The following is a 17,484-nucleotide window of genomic DNA, read 5'->3' on the forward strand; positions in this document are numbered from 1 at the left end:
TAAATTGTAATTTTGGGAATCTATGAAGTACTCTAAAATTCCGGTTGCCCGCTCGGTTGTTGCTCTTTGCGTGGCAAAAGATATAAAGCATGTGGTGATCTCTCCAGGATCGAGAAATGCACCTTTAACCATAGGTTTTACGCATCATGATGAAATAAATGCTTACAGCATAGTAGACGAGCGTTGCGCCGCTTTCTTTGCCCTGGGGATGGCCCAGCAGCTAAAGAAGCCTGTGGCCCTGGTTTGTACTTCAGGATCGGCATTGCTTAACTATTATCCTGCCATAGCTGAAGCTTTTTACAGTGATATCCCTTTGGTGGTGATCTCGGCAGACCGACCTGTGGAACGTATAGACATTGGTGACGGACAAACGATAAGGCAGAAAAATGTTTTTGAGAATCATATTTTATATTCCGCAAATCTGTATTCTGAACTGGTTTTAGAGAATGAGGCTTTAGATCCAAAATTGCAACAGAAGCAATTCGAAGCTCAAAAGCATAACGAGAGAGAGGTTAACCTGGCGCTGAATAAAGCAATAGAAGAGAAAGGCCCGGTTCATATAAATGTACCTTTTTATGAGCCATTATATGATACGGTTGAGAATATCGAAGTAAAGCCACTGCAGATTTTTCCGGAGATAAAAGAAAGGCATTATTCTGAAAATCAATTAAGCAATTACGCAGAGGAATGGAGCAGGGCGAAAAGGAAAATGGTAATTGTAGGAGTAGCCCAGCCTGATGCCGTAGAGCAGAAATTTCTTGATCGGCTAGCAAAGGATCCAAGTGTTATTGTTTTAACTGAAACAACTTCAAATCTTCATCAGTCTGAGTTTTTTACCCGTATAGATACGCTTATCGGCCCGATCGAAAAAGATGAAAACCGGGCAGAACTTTTCAAAAAATTACAACCGGACATTCTTCTGACCTTTGGAGGAATGATCGTTTCAAAGAAGATCAAATCCTTTTTAAGGAATCATAATCCTCAGCATCACTGGCATATAGATCCTAAAAAGGCCTACAACACTTTCTTTTGCTTGAACAAGCATTTTGAAACCGATGTGAATGCCTTCTTTTCAGAATTCTTACCACTTACAGAAACCGTTGAAAGTGATTACGGTAAGTTCTGGAAAGAGGTGAAAGGAAAAAGGCAAAAAAGACATGAAGAGTATATGGCCGAGATCCCTTATTCAGATCTCAAGGCTATGCAACAGATCGTACCGGAAGTTCCAAAGAAATCGATCGTGCATTTCGGGAACAGTTCTACGATAAGATATGCGCAGCTCTTCCAGTGGGATCCAAGTCTAAAGACTTTTTGTAATCGCGGAACCAGCGGTATAGACGGCAGTGTTTCTACGGCAGTAGGCGCCGCAGCAATTAGCAATGATCCGGTATTAATGATCACCGGGGACCTAAGCTTTTTCTATGATAGCAATGCTTTATGGAATAATCATATTCCTTCAAATTTCAGAATAGTGGTCCTTAATAATCACGGTGGTGGAATTTTCAGGATACTGCCGGGAAATAAGAATTCAGAGAACTTCGATAAGTACTTTGAAACGGTTCACGATATGAAGGCAAAACCTTTATGTGAACTTTATAATTTTGAATATTCCGAAGCAGATTCAGAGGAAACCCTGAAGGAAAGCCTGAATGGTTTTTTTGAAAGATCTGAGAAACCTAAGCTGCTGGAGATATTTACTCCCAGGAAATTAAATGATGAAGTATTGTTGGAATATTTCAATTTTATGAAATCTTAAACATCGTCTAACACTTCTTAAGAATCATAATTATTATCTTACTTCTCGTTTAACTAAAAAATAGAATTATGAGTAAACTTGATGAAAAAGTAGGACAATATCTGGATGATCTAAGATCTAAGGTCGGAGAATCTAATCCCGATGTAGATCTTTTAAGAAAAATCGCTGAATCGTTAGGACCAAGTATATACAACGCTGATGCTGAAACTGTTTCTTCTTCCAGTGAATCTGAAGTTGAGACCGTGAAAAAGAATTTTGTGATGAAAAAGCTGGGTGTGACTGATGAGGGCAAGGTAAACGAAGCAGTAAACCAGGTGCTTGAAAAATACGGCAAATCAAACAGAAATAAATACAGAGTGGTAGTTTATTACCTGCTTACCAAACATTTTGGCAAGGAAAGCCTGTATAAATAATATATAAATGCTTAATAAGATCCGTTTTTGGGATATTCCCTTAAACGGATTTTTTTATTTGTGATTAAGACTATCTTTGTAAGCTAAAGTTTTTATTATATGATCCAATTAGGAGAGTTCCATAATTTGATAATAATCAGAGAATCTGATCACGGTATTTACCTGGAAAATGAAGAAGGGGATGAGGTGTTATTACCTAATAAGTATGTTCCCGAAACCTGGATGGTCTATGATAAGATCGAAGTTTTTGTTTACCTGGATCATGAAGAGAGACCGGTGGCAACTACTTTAAAGCCAAAGATCAAGCTGGATCAGTTTGGTAAGCTTACCTGTGTGGAGGTGAACAAGTTTGGTGCTTTTCTGGATTGGGGATTGGAAAAACATCTTTTTGTTCCGTTTAAAGAGCAGGTTATCCCGATGGAGCCGGGGAATGAATACCTGGTTTTTTGCTATCTGGACCTGGAAACTGGCAGGCTGGCAGCATCTTCGAAGGTTCATGCCTTTTTAGATAATTCTGAACTTACGGTAAAACCATTTGATGAGGTAGACCTACTGGTAAGTAATCAAACAGATCTTGGATACAATGTTATTGTAAATCAATTACACTTGGGATTGATCTACCAGGATGAAGTTTTTAAACCGTTAAGGATAGGAGATTCTGTTACTGGCTATATCAAGAAGATAAGAGAAGACAATAAAATAGACATCACATTACAAAGACCGGGCTACCGCAGTATTGAACCAAACGCTCAAAAGATCCTAGACAGGCTTAAAGCTGCCGGTGGATTTATGGATATTTCAGATAAGTCTGCTCCAGATGAGATCAAGAACAGGTTACAAATGAGTAAAAAGAGCTTTAAAAAAGCTGCTGGAAATCTTTATAAACAACGTCTTATCGAGATCAAGGAAGACGGGATACATCTTAAAGATCAATAACCGTAACGATAAGGAGAATATATTCTGGTATTAAAGCCTCGTTGGTTGTAATTGTTCATGAAAGGATTGGAATAATAGGGATTCATAAAATTATCATTTGGATCCCTTACTTGAAAATCTCCAGAAATCTCGAATAATTTTTTCTCCCTTTCTTTTCTTTGAGGTAGCGGAGAGCCCAGGTCTATCTTTCTCTGAACCTTATTCCTATTGGTTTTGTCTATTACCGCAAGCATATCGATCTCTTCGCTTTGGAATTGATCCTTTAAATGAAGAAAAGAACCATCGGGTAGATTAAAGCTCGATTGCTGTTGCCAGGTAAAACTGAATTCCCTCCAGGTATTATCTATACTCCGATTACTTATTTCAAAATCCTTTTTATTCCAGAATTCCTGGGCTTGCAAGCCGAAACCTAAAAGGAGAAATAATATGGTTAATCGTAGTTTCATTTATTAACTTTTTCTATAGCTATCAAAAACAATGCAAATCTAAAATGATAAATATGGAAATATAAATTTAACCAAAAAAAATGGTGGGGAAGGATTTTTTAATTGAAACAGTTACTTTAGCATCATAAGTAATCACCTAAAACAGAATAATGAAAAAATTATTTTTTACGATAGCGGTTTTGAGCATTGGTTTCACCACATTCGCACAAGAATTCAGCCCTGTAGAGGCAAAAGCTATTAAATTGATCGAATTAACTACGGGACAGCAATTCGAAATTATGACCGAGCCACTGGTTAAAATGGTCCCTCAACATAACCAGGAAGCATTCAAAAAAGAATTAGCTCAAAGCACTACCAAGCTTTATAAAAAAATGGCCTCAATTTATACTGAAAGTTTTACCGAGGAAGAACTGGATAAGATACTTGCGTTTTACGATACACCGGTTGGGAAGAAAATGGTAGCTGTCACTCCTGAAATTACCAAGAAAGGAATGGAAATCGGCCAGGCCTGGGGAATGGAGCTTCAGCCATTATTAGCTAAATACTCAGAATAAATACAACCTTATTATAATTATGGCCTGCCTGTTAATTAACGGCAGGCTTTTTTATTGTTGCTTTTCTGAAATGGAATGAAAACTCTATTTTTACTACAAAATTATAATCATGTCTAAAATTGACTGGAAAGTAGCAAAGGAATACGAGGATATCACCTATAAAAAATTTAATGGCGTAGCCAGGATCGCATTTAACCGTCCTGATGTGCGCAATGCCTTCAGGCCTAAAACAACTTCAGAACTACTGGATGCGTTTCATGATGCCCATGAAGATACTTCTATTGGAGCAGTGCTTTTATCTGCCGAAGGACCCTCAACAAAAGATGGGAAATGGGCCTTCTGCAGTGGCGGAGATCAAAAAGCTCGTGGACACCAGGGGTATGTTGGGGAAGATGGTTATCACCGTTTGAATATATTGGAAGTTCAGCGATTAATTCGATTCATGCCCAAAGCTGTAATTTGCGTGGTTCCCGGTTGGGCTGTAGGCGGAGGACATAGTCTTCATGTAGTTTGCGATCTTACCCTGGCCAGTAAGGAACACGCCATTTTTAAACAAACAGATGCAGATGTAACCAGTTTTGATGCCGGTTATGGTTCAGCATACCTGGCGAAAATGGTAGGGCAGAAGAAGGCTCGTGAAATATTCTTTCTTGGAAGAAATTACTCGGCTCAGGAAGCTTACGAGATGGGAATGGTAAATGCCGTGATCCCTCACGATGAGCTCGAGGATACCGCTTATGAATGGGCGCAGGAGATCCTTGCCAAATCACCAACTTCTATTAAAATGCTGAAATTTGCGATGAACCTTACAGATGATGGTATGGTAGGGCAGCAGGTATTTGCAGGAGAGGTTACCAGGCTGGCATATATGACAGATGAGGCAAAAGAGGGAAGAGATGCATTCCTGGAAAAACGTAAACCGAATTTTGAGAAGAAGTGGATTCCATAAAATAGCGGTTCCGAGTGAAACTCATATGATCAAGAGTGGATATATTTAATTATGTGGATCATTATATTCCCTCGTAATTAAACAGTTTAAAATATAGGATAATAAAAAAGCCATGATCTCGATATCATGGCTTTTTTTATTTCAATCGGTTTAATAAACTCTATCTAAGCTTTGGATATTTATTAGGATCAGATTCGTGCATTATGGAGTATATCTTTTCGAATATATCTTCTGCAGATGGTTTAGAGAAATAATCTCCATCTGTACCGTATGCCGGTCTGTGTTCTTTAGCTGTAAGTGTTTGTGGTTTGCTATCTAAAAACCTGTAAGCATTCTGCTCATCCAGGATCTTTTGTAAAATAAATGCAGAAGCTCCTCCAGGTACATCTTCATCGATAACCAGTAACCTATTGGTTTTCTCTACACTCTTTACGATATCATGGTTAATATCAAAAGGCAATAGAGATTGTACATCTATAACTTCAGAATTAATGTCTACTTCCTGTAATTCTTTAGCAACTTCCTCTACAATCCTTAAAGTTGAACCATATGAAACCAGGGTAATATCAGTTCCTTCTTTAACAGTTTCGGTTACTCCAATCGGTGTTTTAAATTGCCCCAGGTTCGTTGGTAATTTCTCCTTTAAACGATATCCATTAAGGCATTCTATAACAAGGGCAGGAGTATCCAGATCTAAAAGCGTATTGTAGAATCCTGCTGCCTTGGTCATATTTCTAGGGACAAGTACATACATTCCTCTTAAAAGGTTTAGAAGTCCGCCCATTTGCGAACCACTATGCCAGATCCCTTCCAGCCTGTGACCACGGGTTCTAACGATAAGAGGTGCCTTTTGCTTTCCTTTAGTTCTGTAATGAACGGTAGCCAGATCGTCACTCATTCCCTGAAGACAGTACATTACATAATCAAGGTATTGGATCTCGGCGATTGGTCTAAGACCTCGCATAGACATTCCAATTCCCTGTCCTAAAATGGTAGCTTCTCTAATTCCGGTATCAGAAACTCTGAATTCACCATACTTTTTCTGAAGTCCTTCAAGTCCCTGGTTAACATCTCCGATCTCTCCGGAATCTTCCCCGAAGATCAGGGTCTCAGGCCTGCTGCTGAAAATAGCATCGAAGTTATCTCTTAGAACGATTCTCGCGTCAACTTCTTCAGCTTCCTCATCATAATCAGGTAATACTTCTACTTGTGTGTCCTCTTCTTTATATAAATAAGCGGCATAGTCTTCATGCGCCTGATCGGCAAAATCATTTAGCCAGTTAATAAGAGCAGCTTTTTCAGCAGATTCCTCACCAATCAAATATCTAAGGCATCTTCTACCGGCAGAAACAAGATCCTTTTTAAGAGGTTCTTTATTTCCGGCAACTTCTTTATTTATCGTTTTGATAAAATTCCCATTCGCACTAGCTTTAGCAGCATCGTCCAGTAATTTTACCAGTTCTTTTTGTTTAGCTAGGGTAGGATTTAGATAAGCTGTCCAGGCATTATGCTTGGCTGTTCTTATCTCTTTTTTTATCTCTTTTTCAAGTTCATCAAGTTTCTCTGCGGTAGCGAAATCATTTTCTATGATCCACTCCCTGAACTTAAGATTACAATCGTGCTCTTTCTCCCAGTTAAGTCTTTCTTCAGATTTATATCTCTCGTGAGATCCTGAAGTAGAGTGCCCTTGCGGCTGGGTTAGTTCGATCACATGGATTAACACCGGGCAATGCTCATTTCTGGCAATAGCTGACGCTTTTTCATAGGTATCTACAAGCTTGGGATAATCCCAGCCTTCTACGACCATGATCTCGTAACCTTTATTTTCTTCATCTCTCTGGAATCCTTTAAGAATTTCAGAAATATTTTCTTTTGTGGTTTGATGTCTTGCATGAACAGAGATCCCATATTCATCGTCCCATACGTTCATTACCATAGGTACTTGTAGTACTCCCGCGGCATTGATGGTTTCCCAGAAATGACCTTCACTGGTACTAGCATTTCCTATGGTTCCCCAGGCGATCTCATTTCCTTTATCAGAAAATTTAGTAGCGTCTATTCCGTCTACATTTCGGTAGATCTTCGAAGCCTGAGCAAGCCCAAGTAATCGAGGCATTTGTCCCGCAGTTGGAGAAATATCTGAACTGGAGTTTTTCTGCTCCATTAAATTTTTCCATTCTCCATTTTCATCCAGGCTGTGGGTCATAAAGTGACCTCCCATCTGGCGTCCTGCAGACATTGGTTCGTTTTCTATATTGGTATCGGCATAAAGGCCGGCAAAAAATTGTTCTGGTGTAAGTTCGTTGATCGCCATCATGAAGGTTTGATCACGGTAATATCCAGATCTAAAATCCCCATTCTTAAAAGCTTTGGCCATGGCTAACTGTGGTACTTCCTTTCCGTCACCAAATATTCCGAACTTCGCCTTCCCGGTAAGCACCTCTCTTCGTCCTAAAAGGCTACACTCACGGCTGGTAACAGCAGTTCTGTAATCTTTAAGCACTTGAGACTTAAATTCATCAAATGAAATTGAATTTTCAGTTTGTGTTTCGCTTTGCATGAACATATTTTTGGATGGTAACAAATGTAACGAAAAGTATGATTAAATACAATTCAAATTTTTGAGCTAAAATTGATAATAATGCAATTTTAACCTTTATTTGATATTTATATTAGAATTAAATACTTCATTATTCCGAATTCGTTGATAATACCGAAATTCAGATAGGGATAATTTAATATTTAATTTTTTGCTTAATACCAACGTCTGGTAAACAGCCTTATTAACGTATTCAGATCCAGAGCTACAATAAATCTTACCCTTTGATCATAATCTGGTTGTCCTACTTCCCAACCTAAACTTGAATAAACGGGGAAGAAGAGTTCAAAATAATCCTGAACCAGGCTTACCCTCACTCCAGAATCAAATAATAATTCACCACTTTCTCCCTTGTTCTTTACAACCCCAACGTCACCGTAGGCATAGATCCAGTTCCAGATATTGGTGCTTGCATTTACCGTGGCGATCCACTCGTTAGCATATTCTGGCTGTAACTGGGACTTAAAGCCACCTTCAGCCACAATGATCTGCTGGCTGAACAGTCCGCTGCCCTGGCTACGACCATAATAATTATAATCGAACATATAATCTGTTGGTCGGTCCAGGGCAAAGCTGAAGTAGTCGTTAGACCTGGCATCATTATATAAAAAGGCTCCGGAGAAAAACCTAAGGTTTATCTGGCGGTTGTTGGTAAATAGTTTCCTGTACTCTGCAGTAATAGCTACTTTACTGAACTTATCTGAAAGCTGATAATCGAAAGAAGCGGTTAAATGCTTTAGAAAATTAGGATTGCTGTAGCTATAATTTACATTAAAAACATTGTAGTCTGGCTGAAGAAGCGGCGCTTCTGGATTCTGATCCCTGCGAACGTTCACGTTTCTAAGCAATAATCTTTGACGTTCGTTGCTTCTTAAATAAGAGTTACGAAAAGAAAAGGTTAGAAAAGGCGTGAATTTTTCATAGAACAGGTCATACCCATAGGAAAATCTTGTCCCACCAATCCCGTAATAGATACCATATAGTTCTTTATTTTCGAACTGATGTGCATTATAAATGGAAGCTGAACCAACCAGAGTTTCACTGGTAAAACCATATTTAGGTGAAATAGCGAAATTAAAGGTTCTGCTCAGGATGGTCTTATTATATAATTTAGGTCCAATAGACACCCCATCATAAAGGTTATAATCAAATTCAGGCATAAAGAAGACCTGGTGATATCTTGGATCTTCAACATCCTGCAATAATCTAAACTGAATTGGTTTATCCAAAAGCTTGGTAACCCCGGCATAGTTATTTCGCTGGTTAAATTCAGGGATTTCCTGGTTGTAATTGAGGGCCAGTCTTTCTATGTCATCTTTTGGTATAGTAACGCTCAGGGTATCACGCACGTTTTCAACCCAGGTCTTGTATACTTCCTTCCCGTCCTTAAGGCCGTAAAGGCTTACGGGCATGTTATTGTCACGCCTGTTTTGAATGGTCACCTTCAATGAATCTCCAAGCTTTTCAACATCCTTTATCTTAAAATCGATCTTTTTGTTAGTGTTTACATAGTCATCAAAAAACCATGAAATATCTTTGGTAGCATTTTTCTGAAGAATTTCCGCAAAATCTTCATCGGTAACCCTTTTCAGTTTATATTTTTTATAAAATTCTGAAATAGACTCACTAACCGATTCGTCTCCCAGGAACTCTTCCAGGTACTTTAAACCAACCCCGGCTTTATAAGCATTCGCAATATTCTTATTGAATTTCACCAGCGAGTCCTGGCTTGTTGTAAGAGGCTGGTCCAGGTTTAGCCTGGCCATGTTCATGTAGAGGAACTGGTACTGATCGTTAAATTCCAGGTCTGCCAGATGAAACCACCGAATACCTATGATCTTACTCAGGCTTCCAATAAGTTTCATATTAGGATAATAAGTATCCACATAATCCATCATGAGTGAGACCATAATGGCATCTGTCACCCATTTTTCCTGCCTTGGATTAATGAAAATAGTATTCTTAAGATAATGGGCGGTGATGGTCTTGAATAGTTTTATGTCATATTGAAATCCATCGGGAAATGGTCTTATAAAACTGGGTAATTGATTAAGACCATAAATTGGACTGTTTAGATAATCCTCCTGGGTAATGAAAATATTCTTATGTGGATATTCGCCGAGCCTGTCTTCCAGGAAGCCTACGGTTCTTTCCAGAAGCGTATTCTTTATGTCGAACTGAATATCTTCATCCTTAATGTTGGTAATTACCTGGTTCCCGTTCGTACTAATAGATTCGAAAATAAAGGATCTGGTAATATAGAGTTCGCTATCTACTCTTTGCTCTCCTTCAAAATTAATGGTTTTAAATCCCTGTCTGGTTTGGGTTCTTCGAAGATTCAATGCAGAAGCCGCATAATATTCGGTAGGGATATCTATTTTTAGTTTAATGCTATATGGTTTTACATATTGCATACCCAGGTCTTTGTGGCTGTAAAGTTTCCAGCCATTGTCTAATGGCGCAGGCACCATATACCAGTATCTTAACTTATAGTTGCCTTCATTGTCGCGACCGTATCTGGTAAATTTATCATCAGGAATTTTAAGATCATAGCTTAAATTCAGGTTGATGGAATCCCCTGGTTTTAATGGCTTCTGAAGCTTAATTCTTAGCAGGTCTACTACATTACCGGGCCTGTCCCAGTCAAGATCTGAATTTCCATTCTCCTTAATTGAGTGGATGGTGGTATGTCCTCTTTCATGATCTTTAGCAAAATGAAAACGTCTCGCATAATCTTCTGCGAAACGTTTTGCTAATGCTGATGTTTTAGTGCTGAAAGCGTTGTTCCAGTCATTCAGGTAAATCGTTACTAATTCCCTGTTTTCGGTATTTACGAACTTGATCTTCTGGTCTATACTAATCGTGTGAGTGCTATCAATAAGACGTGCGCTAACATCGATGGCATTCTGAGAAGAAAGACATCCTGAAAAAAATAAAAATATCAGGAAAAACTGAAGGTGTTTCAATTAGCAATAGATTTAGAACTGATAAGCAATCAGGGCTAAATATAATCAATCTTTAATTCCTTCAACCGTCCGTTTAACTAGAAATTAGGACTAAGATTATATTCGCCGTAGAATTGGTCAAGTATTTCAATAACTTCATCTTCGGTATCCACTACCTGAACAAGATCTATGTCTGCAGCACTAATATTTTGAAAGCTATCCAACAGGGTGCTTTTGATCCAATCTACCAGGCCACCCCAGAATTCGCTGCCAACAAGGATGATCGGGAATTTATCGATCTTATGGGTTTGTATAAGGGTGATCGCTTCGAAAAGCTCATCTAAAGTTCCAAATCCTCCAGGCATAACCACAAAGCCCTGAGAGTATTTCACGAACATTACCTTTCTAACAAAGAAGTAATCGAAATCCAGGCTTTTGTCATTATCTATATATGGATTATCGTGTTGTTCAAAAGGAAGCTCAATATTAAGACCTACCGAAGTACCTCCGGCAAGATGTGCACCTTTGTTTCCTGCTTCCATGATCCCGGGACCACCGCCGGTGATCACACCATAACCATGATCTACGATTTTCTTAGCCACCTTTTCTGCCAGCTTATAATATTTCATGTCTGGCTTGGTTCTGGCCGAACCAAATATTGAAACACAGGGACCAATCTGACTTAATTTTTCGTAACCGTTTACGAATTCCCCCATGATCTTAAAGATCGCCCAGGAATCATTTGTTTTTATCTCATTCCAGGCCTTGTTCTTATTATGTGTCTTCATTCTTTTTGATTAGTGTAATTCCTTCTTAAGGAATTTCGCAGTATAACTTTTTGTATTCTTAATAATCTCCTCGGGAGTTCCCGTTGCCACAACTTCACCACCACCTTTTCCACCTTCGTAACCAATGTCTATAATATAGTCTGCCATTTTAATAACATCCATATTATGTTCAATTATTAAAACAGTGTTTCCTTTATTGGTAAGTGTATTTAAAACTTCCATTAAAACCCTGATATCTTCGAAGTGAAGTCCCGTTGTTGGCTCGTCTAATATATAGAAAGTATTTCCGGTATCACGCTTGGAAAGTTCTGTAGCCAGTTTAATTCTTTGAGCCTCTCCACCAGATAAGGTTGTAGATTGCTGACCCAGACTGATATATCCTAGACCAACATCCTGAATTGTTTTTAATTTTCTATAAATTTTAGGAATGTTTTCGAAGAAAGGAGTGGCTTCATCAATGGTCATTTCCAGGATATCTGCAATAGACTTTCCTTTATATCGTATTTCCAGGGTTTCACGATTAAACCTTTTTCCCTGGCAGGTCTCACATTCTACATAAACATCTGGCAGGAAGTTCATTTCTATGACCCTCAATCCACCACCTTTGCAGGTTTCGCATCTACCTCCTTTTACGTTGAAACTGAATCTTCCCGGTTTGTAACCTCTTATAAGGGCCTCCGGAGTTTTTGCAAAAAGATTTCTTATTTCTGAAAATACACCGGTGTAAGTTGCGGGATTAGATCTGGGTGTTCTCCCAATCGGGCTTTGGTTAATGTCTATTACCTTATCTATATGGTCCAATCCCTTTATACTCTTATAGGGTTTTGGTTTTTTTACACCATTAAAATAATGCGCATTCATGATAGGGTAGAGGGTCTCATTGATCAGGGTAGATTTTCCACTTCCTGAAACTCCGGTCACCGCGATCATCTTTCCTAACGGAATACTGATATTTACCTTTTTAAGGTTATTACCGGTAGCTCCCTTCAGTTCTATTTTCTTGCCATTTCCTTTTCGACGTTCCTTAGGGATCTCGATCTCTCTTTTTCCGCTTAGATAATCGGCGGTTAAAGTGTCATGTTCCATAAGTTCAGCAGGAGTGCCTTCACTAATGATCTCTCCTCCATGTTTTCCCGCGCGAGGGCCAATATCTATTACGTGATCTGCCCGCTCGATCATATCTTTATCGTGCTCTACAACGATCACCGTATTCCCTATATCACGCAGAGATTCCAGTGAATTGATAAGTTTCTCGTTGTCTCTTTGATGTAGACCAATACTTGGTTCGTCAAGAATGTAAAGTACACCCACCAATTGTGAACCAATCTGGGTAGCAAGCCTGATTCTTTGTGCTTCACCACCAGAAAGAGATTTTGAACTACGGTTTAGGTTAAGATAAGTTAAACCAACATCCAGTAGAAACTGAAGCCTGGTCCTGATCTCCTTAATAACTTCTTCTGCGATCTGCAGTTGTTTTTCTGAAAGGTTTTTCTCAATATCCTTAAACCATTCGAAAAGATCTGTAATATCGAGATGAGAGAGTTCTGAAATATTCTTGTTGTAGATCTTAAAATATAAAGCCTCCTTTTTAAGTCTGGAACCTTCACATTCGGGACAAATTACCTTGTCCATATATTCTTTAGACCAGCGCCTTAATGATGAGGAATCATTATTTCTATAGGTGGTTTCTATGAAATTAGCTACACCTTCAAAGTCTATCTTGTAATCCCGGGTTATTCCTAAAGCTTTGGATTCACGGGAAAACTTTTCCTTTCCTCCATGCAGGATCATATCGAGAGCTTCCTGTGGAATTTTCTTAATAGGATCTGTTAGTTTGAAATCGAACCTTTCGGCGATCAATTCCAATTGAGAAAATACCCAGTTCTTTTTTTGTGGTCCATGCGGAGCCAGTCCACCGTTTTTAATAGACAAAGAAGTGTCTGGAATTATTTTATCGATATTAACCTGGTAAAGGCTACCAATACCATTACAGTTAGGGCAGGCACCTTTTGGTGAGTTAAAGGAGAAACTGTTCGGCTCTGGATTAGGATAACTTATCCCGGTGGTTGGACACATCAGGTTTCTGCTGAAATACCTGATATTACCAGTATCCTGTTCCAGGATCATTAGCGTATCATCTCCATGATACATTGCCGTTTTGATGCTCTCGGTTAGACGTTTATCTGAATCTGGTTTTTCTTCAATTTTAAGCCGATCAATTACAATCTCAATATCATGGGTTTTATATCGATCCAGCTTCATTCCCTTTTCGATATCTACCACCTCTTCGTCTGTACGAACTTTTATAAAGCCTTGCTTGGCAATTTGCTCAAATAATTCCCTGTAGTGACCTTTCCTGCTTCTTACCACTGGGGCCAGGATGCTTACTTTTTTTCCGTTAAAATTCTCGAGGATCAATTCCTTGATCTGGGAATCTGTATAGCTAACCATCTTTTCACCAGTGTTGTAGCTATAAGCTTCCCCGGCTCTGGCGAAAAGTAAACGCAAAAAGTCATAGATCTCGGTGATGGTCCCAACCGTACTTCTTGGGTTTTTACTGGTAGTTTTTTGTTCTATAGCAATTACAGGGGATAATCCATCGATCTTATCTACGTCTGGTCTTTCCAGGCTTCCCAGGAATTGCCGGGCATAGGCAGAGAATGTTTCAATATAACGCCTTTGTCCTTCGGCATAAATAGTGTCGAATGCCAGAGAGGATTTTCCGGAACCCGAAAGGCCGGTAATCACCACTAGTTTCTCCCGGGGGATGTTGACATCTATATTTTTCAGATTATGGACTCGGGCACCCAGTACTTCAATTCTATCTTCAGTTTTTGCCATAAATTTTTTCAAGGTGGCAAAGTTACTTATTGTAATTATATATAAAAAGCTATTGGCAATCTACTGATGTTAAGGTTGATGTAATTTTTTGCAAGAAGCTTTAATTCTATTATAAGAAAGGATGAAATAAGTTGCAAAGAGCAAAAGTTCCTGAAGGTTTTAAAGTCTTAAAATGAACCATTTGGCTCTCTTTTAACTTATTGAATGTCAGGATAATATTACTTGTTTTTTTTCTCACTAATGGGGGAAATCACCTATATTTGAAACTCCGAGAAACACTTACCCATATCTATTTCCTACGAATGCCAGAGACATAACTTTATGTCCATTACGCATGCCCTGTATTTTTAAAAAAGAATATTAATTAGGTTTTAATGTCGTTGGAAGATGGAAAAAAAACAACTTTTAATTGTTAGCAGGAATCAGGAATTTGTAGAAAAATTGATCGAAGAGTTAAGTGTAAGCTATGAGGTCACTTCAGAGAAATCTATACATGTAGCTTATAATATCGCACTCAATCTTTTACCGGATATTATATTCTTTGATAAGATATCTTATACTAAAGCTTCAGATTTCAGGAATTTAAAGAATTTTAAATCCACCCATTTCCTTACTAAGAGTTTTTTAATGGTGCAGCTTAAAGACAAAGAAAAAGCTAGCCTAAGTAAAAGATATAAGTCTATTATAGACGAATACGTGCCAGAAAAGATGACGGTAGACCAAATAGCGTCAAAAATTCTTAAGAACAACAAATCAAAGAGTTTTAATTACTGGCATGATTGCTTTATGGGGCTCTTTAATCTCATGTCCCAACCAATCGTTCTATTGCAGCAGAATAATATTATCGCCATGAACGATTCTTTCAAGAAGACCTTCAGGCTGGAGAACACCGATGGACTTAAATTGACAGATTTCGTCAATATCGAGAATAAGGCTAAAGTGAAAACCAGTCTTAGAAATTTTGCCAGAGGTAAACATATGAAAGCGGTAACTACTACTTCTCTACTTATTAATGACGATAAGCTTAGGAATGCCAAGATCAGCTTTTCCAAATTGAGCAGGAATATTACAGATCAATTTATCATGATGATAGATTTTTCTGGTGAAGAGCACGTTATGGACGAAAGCATTGGAAGTCATGCAGATCAGGTGGAGAAATGTTTTAAGGAGAATAGTGAGCTAGCCGAATTCAGTTTCACTAAACGGGAGAAGGAGATCATCTCTCTTTTATGTAAAGGTTATAAAACCAAGGAGATATCAGATGCTTTATTCATTTCACCTAAAACCATCGAAAAACATAGATCTAATATTATAAAAAGAACCAATTCTGAAACTATACTGGAGAGTATTATCTATGCCATTAACCATAACCTGGTGGATCTCCCTAAATCCTAGGTAAAACCCAATTATTTGTTAATTAGGGATTTATTGGAATATTATACGGGTTTTCCCCCATGATGATACTAAGACTTGTTTCATACATTTACTTTGATTCTGATAAAAGGTGATAACCTTAAATCTTTTATCTGAAGTTATCCTTACAAACCCCCCAAATCACAAAAGTTTATTGACCTGTTATACTATTTCCTTATAGGGAATAACTGTATGTATATTTATTAACCATTCTAAATATTATTAACCAATACGAACTTAAATGAAAAAATAAATTACTCCCACCAAATCTAGCCTTCCCCGAATCTTTGTTGTTGATCCTAAGATCCTTTTTGACTTCCAGTCGAATAGGGTAGTGACATAGTTTATTAACCATTCTAAATATTTATTAACCAAAACTTTATCATTATGAAAAACATTAAAAGTTTTCTGGCGGTATGCGCGATTTTTACATTGGTGCTCGCTGGATGTAGTAAAGATGAGCCCGGCACTAATGACGGTCCGGCATCATCTGAAACCGCTATATTGCAACTAGGACCAATTTTAAATTCTCCTGAGACCAGAGCGGCGATTAGACAACAAGAGGGACAGGATATTCCAGACTGTTCAGATGAAGCTCCTGGTTTTGCTCAGTTATCCATTATTTATGGACCAGATGACACCGTAAAGGAGAATATTATTATTCCTATTCTTGAAGATGATCAGGGATTATTCACTGCATATTCTGAAGAATTGGAACTTCCAATTCCTGCCGGAGAGACTACTGTTTCAGTAACCTTAACACAATTTGTTGTTTGGACCAATGATGGAGGAAGCCCGGGAGAAGTTATCTGGGTTGCACCTATTGAAGGCAGCGAATATGCAGATTTTGTAGACCAGCCAGTTGGAGAGAATTTCACCTTCGACCTGCGCGCTGGATCTAAGAATTACATAAATGTAGATGTTATCTGTTATGATGACCGTGATGTAAATCTTTATGGTTATCAATTCTTTACCATTACTCCAATCCCGTTAATCAAGTTTTGTATTTTCGGAAACTACTGTACTCCAGAAGGAAGACACTTTGTAGCTTCTTATAGTGTGAATGTATGGGAAAGTAATGATGGACAAAAAGGAGATCCTATATATACAGGTTTACAAAATGTAGTTGAAGGAGAAGGTGGAGATGCCTATTCAGATCCATTATGTTTCTTCTTGCCAGACAGGCTTGATGTAGATGATAATGAAGAAGAATATTATGTAGAGATCACCTTATTATCTGATACCCCTGGTTACAACGGTCCAGACATCGTATTTGCTGAAGGACCAATAACCGTAACAGAGATCAAGTTATTCTTTGGGGAAGATGGTACTTTAGATTATTACCATTTCCAATACGGTTGTGATGATGGTGTGCCACCTCCATTTGGACAGCCAGAAACCAAAAGATATAAAGCCTGTATCAAGTATCTTGATGATTCAGATGAAGTGGCAGGTTTTGCTTACCTATCATTAGAAGGATCTGTGCTTCAGGCTGTGACTTCTGTCTTTGGTCTTAAAGTAGGAGAAATGCATCCACAGCATATTCATGAGAATGCTTCTTGTGGAGACTACGGGCCAGTAGCAGTTTCGCTAGATTATAATGAAGGAGGATTCCCGGTAGCTCAGCTTTTCAATAATGTGTCATTCCTTAATTATGCCGAAACCATTCCAGGATTCTTTTTACAGGATCTAGAAGATAGAACTGTGGTTATTCACGGTAAGGATGTAAACGGAGAATACGTAGCGACTGAACCAGTTGCCTGCGGTGAATTCGAGGAATATTAAAAAAGATCAAGATCCCGAACCCTTCCAAGGGTTTGGGATTTTTAATAATAATTAACCAT

12 protein-coding genes are annotated in these 17,484 nt (G+C 38.4%); 7 read left to right on the forward strand and 5 right to left on the reverse strand.

Annotation, left to right across the window (positions count from 1 at the left end):
• Window positions 1-22: 22 nt before the first annotated feature.
• The 3 genes from menD to C8P64_RS14790 all read left to right on the forward strand — a co-directional run bounded on the left by menD (window position 23) and on the right by C8P64_RS14790 (window position 3,105).
• Window positions 23-1,756, forward strand: coding sequence for a 2-succinyl-5-enolpyruvyl-6-hydroxy-3-cyclohexene-1-carboxylic-acid synthase (menD, locus tag C8P64_RS14780; protein ID WP_108172844.1), 1,734 nt, complete (start codon window positions 23-25; stop codon window positions 1,754-1,756).
• A gap of 68 nt (window positions 1,757-1,824) precedes the next feature.
• Window positions 1,825-2,169, forward strand: a complete 345-nt coding sequence (locus C8P64_RS14785) for a DUF2853 family protein (protein ID WP_108172845.1) — start codon at window positions 1,825-1,827, stop codon at window positions 2,167-2,169.
• 99 nt (window positions 2,170-2,268) lie between these two features.
• Complete coding sequence (locus tag C8P64_RS14790) at window positions 2,269-3,105, forward strand: CvfB family protein (protein WP_108172846.1); 837 nt, start codon at window positions 2,269-2,271, stop codon at window positions 3,103-3,105.
• Here the strand turns inward: C8P64_RS14790 and C8P64_RS14795 are convergent.
• A complete protein-coding gene (locus C8P64_RS14795) occupies window positions 3,099-3,551 on the reverse strand; it encodes a hypothetical protein (RefSeq protein WP_108172847.1) in 453 nt (150 codons plus the stop codon). The two genes, C8P64_RS14790 and C8P64_RS14795, sit on opposite strands and share 7 nt — an antisense overlap.
• A gap of 149 nt (window positions 3,552-3,700) precedes the next feature.
• Between C8P64_RS14795 and C8P64_RS14800 the strand changes: the two genes are divergently transcribed.
• Together C8P64_RS14800 and C8P64_RS14805 are read left to right on the forward strand one after the other, a co-directional pair.
• Complete coding sequence (locus C8P64_RS14800; protein ID WP_108172848.1) at window positions 3,701-4,105, forward strand: DUF2059 domain-containing protein; 405 nt, start codon at window positions 3,701-3,703, stop codon at window positions 4,103-4,105.
• A gap of 109 nt (window positions 4,106-4,214) precedes the next feature.
• Window positions 4,215-5,054: a 1,4-dihydroxy-2-naphthoyl-CoA synthase gene (locus C8P64_RS14805; RefSeq protein WP_108172849.1), complete on the forward strand. Its 840-nt coding sequence runs from the start codon at window positions 4,215-4,217 to the stop codon at window positions 5,052-5,054.
• Between the two features lie 160 nt (window positions 5,055-5,214).
• On the opposite strand, the gene C8P64_RS14810 is transcribed toward C8P64_RS14805, so the two are convergent.
• From C8P64_RS14810 to uvrA, 4 genes are all read right to left on the reverse strand, one after another.
• Window positions 5,215-7,614 carry an alpha-ketoacid dehydrogenase subunit alpha/beta gene (locus C8P64_RS14810; RefSeq protein WP_108172973.1) on the reverse strand — a complete coding sequence of 800 codons (2,400 nt, stop codon included), beginning with the start codon at window positions 7,612-7,614 and terminating at the stop codon, window positions 5,215-5,217.
• Window positions 7,615-7,808: 194 nt separating this feature from the next.
• Window positions 7,809-10,619: a gluzincin family metallopeptidase gene (locus C8P64_RS14815; protein WP_245889710.1), complete on the reverse strand. Its 2,811-nt coding sequence runs from the start codon at window positions 10,617-10,619 to the stop codon at window positions 7,809-7,811.
• 77 nt (window positions 10,620-10,696) lie between these two features.
• Window positions 10,697-11,386 (reverse strand): LOG family protein, encoded by a 690-nt coding sequence (locus C8P64_RS14820; protein ID WP_108172850.1) that lies wholly within the window; start codon window positions 11,384-11,386, stop codon window positions 10,697-10,699.
• Window positions 11,387-11,395: 9 nt separating this feature from the next.
• Window positions 11,396-14,227 carry an excinuclease ABC subunit UvrA gene (uvrA, locus tag C8P64_RS14825; RefSeq protein WP_108172851.1) on the reverse strand — a complete coding sequence of 944 codons (2,832 nt, stop codon included), beginning with the start codon at window positions 14,225-14,227 and terminating at the stop codon, window positions 11,396-11,398.
• Between the two features lie 387 nt (window positions 14,228-14,614).
• Between uvrA and C8P64_RS14830 the strand changes: the two genes are divergently transcribed.
• Both C8P64_RS14830 and C8P64_RS14835 read left to right on the forward strand, forming a co-directional pair.
• The gene (locus tag C8P64_RS14830; RefSeq protein ID WP_108172852.1) at window positions 14,615-15,622 is read left to right on the forward strand and encodes a LuxR C-terminal-related transcriptional regulator; all 1,008 of its coding nucleotides are present in this window, start codon (window positions 14,615-14,617) and stop codon (window positions 15,620-15,622) included.
• A gap of 405 nt (window positions 15,623-16,027) precedes the next feature.
• Window positions 16,028-17,425, forward strand: coding sequence for a hypothetical protein (locus tag C8P64_RS14835; protein WP_108172853.1), 1,398 nt, complete (start codon window positions 16,028-16,030; stop codon window positions 17,423-17,425).
• The last annotated feature ends 59 nt before the right edge of the window (window positions 17,426-17,484 follow it).

The organism is Christiangramia gaetbulicola (assembly GCF_003054225.1).
GTDB lineage: Bacteria > Bacteroidota > Bacteroidia > Flavobacteriales > Flavobacteriaceae > Christiangramia > Christiangramia gaetbulicola.

Excerpts from the sequence above, each read along its gene's own strand:
- C8P64_RS14785 (WP_108172845.1), top strand. The coding sequence starts at position 1,825 with ATGAGTAAACTTGATGAAAAAGTAGGACAATATCTGGATGATCTAAGA.
- C8P64_RS14800 (WP_108172848.1), top strand. The coding sequence starts at position 3,701 with ATGAAAAAATTATTTTTTACGATAGCGGTTTTGAGCATTGGTTTCACC.
- C8P64_RS14830 (WP_108172852.1), top strand. The coding sequence starts at position 14,615 with ATGGAAAAAAAACAACTTTTAATTGTTAGCAGGAATCAGGAATTTGTA.
- C8P64_RS14795 (WP_108172847.1), bottom strand. The coding sequence starts at position 3,551 with ATGAAACTACGATTAACCATATTATTTCTCCTTTTAGGTTTCGGCTTG.
- menD (WP_108172844.1), top strand. The coding sequence starts at position 23 with ATGAAGTACTCTAAAATTCCGGTTGCCCGCTCGGTTGTTGCTCTTTGC.
- C8P64_RS14835 (WP_108172853.1), top strand. The coding sequence starts at position 16,028 with ATGAAAAACATTAAAAGTTTTCTGGCGGTATGCGCGATTTTTACATTG.
- uvrA (WP_108172851.1), bottom strand. The coding sequence starts at position 14,227 with ATGGCAAAAACTGAAGATAGAATTGAAGTACTGGGTGCCCGAGTCCAT.
- C8P64_RS14820 (WP_108172850.1), bottom strand. The coding sequence starts at position 11,386 with ATGAAGACACATAATAAGAACAAGGCCTGGAATGAGATAAAAACAAAT.
- C8P64_RS14805 (WP_108172849.1), top strand. The coding sequence starts at position 4,215 with ATGTCTAAAATTGACTGGAAAGTAGCAAAGGAATACGAGGATATCACC.
- C8P64_RS14810 (WP_108172973.1), bottom strand. The coding sequence starts at position 7,614 with ATGCAAAGCGAAACACAAACTGAAAATTCAATTTCATTTGATGAATTT.
- C8P64_RS14790 (WP_108172846.1), top strand. The coding sequence starts at position 2,269 with ATGATCCAATTAGGAGAGTTCCATAATTTGATAATAATCAGAGAATCT.